Annotated in this window: 2 pseudogenes; one reads left to right on the top strand and one right to left on the bottom strand. The window is 39.0% G+C overall.

Going from position 1 to position 1545, the window contains the following annotated elements:
• Positions 1–65: 65 nt before the first annotated feature.
• Positions 66–333, bottom strand: a pseudogene (locus AC1DUW_RS28350) (neutral zinc metallopeptidase); the annotation flags it as partial.
• Positions 334–870: 537 nt separating this feature from the next.
• Between AC1DUW_RS28350 and safA the strand changes: the two are divergent.
• A pseudogene (gene safA / locus AC1DUW_RS28345) lies at positions 871–1015 on the top strand (SafA/ExsA family spore coat assembly protein); the annotation flags it as partial.
• Between the last annotated feature and the right edge of the window lie 530 nt (positions 1016–1545).

The raw sequence follows: 1545 nt of genomic DNA, 5'->3' as shown, positions 1-1545 counted from the left end.
TCATAAAAGACCCCCTATTTATTAGTATCGACAGTAATAGAAAAAATGAGAATCTTTAAAAGAAGCTAGAGATTACTTGCTTTAAAGGTACCGCCTTCATTCATGTTTCCGGATTTTATTCCTTTATTAAACCACGCTTTCTCTGTTCGGAGGTACCGTGCGTGAAGCTATCCGGAACAACATAGCCTTGTGCTTTTTTTGAATACGGTCATCACCAACTCCGCTGGCTGCATTCAATGCTTCCTCGAGATCACCTTCCTCAAGTAAATTCTCTCCCTGGAAATGATGGGCCCAAACTCCGGCCAAATAGTCGGCCTGTAATTCAAGACTAATCCAACTCCGCCTCCAATTCCAGCTACACCTTTGCCGCTCATTCCTCTTTTGTCCTCAACGTTTGAGCTACCCTGTCTTCCCTTCCATTTCATTATTTTTTTCCTTCTAGAATGCAATTTATGTACCTGAAATACAGCCTTAGGTTATTTACTTCCTTATACCCGAATTTCCTTCTGTTTAGACAGAGGGAAGCCTTTGCAGGAAGAATTTCAATTCATGAAGGATCCCATGATAAAAGACCACTGCGATCCCTTTTCTAGGAATTCATGCAGTGGTTTCCCTTCTAGTTATATTTTTTCTACATCAATCAAAGATAATGTTTCCTGAAAAAAGGATGACTCCAAAGTGAATGATATTTCTTTTTTCAGTATGTGAACCGTAACTTTTTCTTCTCTTAAAAGTTCCATCCTTGTTCCTTATTTAGTGATCCAATCATAAAAGTCAATTTTCATGCATAAGTTTTCATGATAAAAATAATAGCAATTTACCCACTACATCATAGTATATATGGACATATGCACAGGAGGGGTTAACAGCGTGAAAATTCATATAGTCCAAAAAGGCGATACGCTTTGGAAGCTCGCCAAAAAATACGGCGTCAGTTTTGAAGAACTGAAAAAAGTAAACGCGCAATTAAGCAACCCGGATATGATGATGCCGGGAATGAAAATTAAAATACCTGGAACATCTGGAGCTGTAAAAAAAGAAACCATTATACCCAGCACAAACATTCCATCAGGAATGAAAGAAACTCAAATTCAGCCTACACATAAAAAAGAACAGCAAATTATGCCGAAACCACCTATGAAAGAACAGCAGATCATTCCTAAAAAAGAACAGCAAATTGTTCAGCCAAAGCCTATTATTAAAGAAAAACAAATAGTTGTTCCGAAAGAAGTACCGGTACCCATTCCGGTAGTCCCGGAAATCGATATTAATAATTATTATATGGTCAATATGACTAATATGAGTGTGCAAAAGCCCCCAGCGCCACCTCCTTTACCAAAGAAAAAAGAAAAGGCAGTGGCACCAAAAAAGAAAAAGCCAGCAGTTCAGGAGGTTTACGAAGAGCAGCCAGTTGTTCAGGAAATTTGTGAGCCTGTCGATGATTGTATTCCCGTAACACCAATCATGCCTGGAAGCGGCTGAATACAAAAACCACTTCCAGGCATGATTGGTGTTACGGGAATACAATCATCGACAGGCTCACAA

It is taken from the genome of Peribacillus sp. P4_C12, from assembly GCF_056402095.1.
This window is presented reverse-complemented; position numbering and strand designations above follow the sequence as displayed.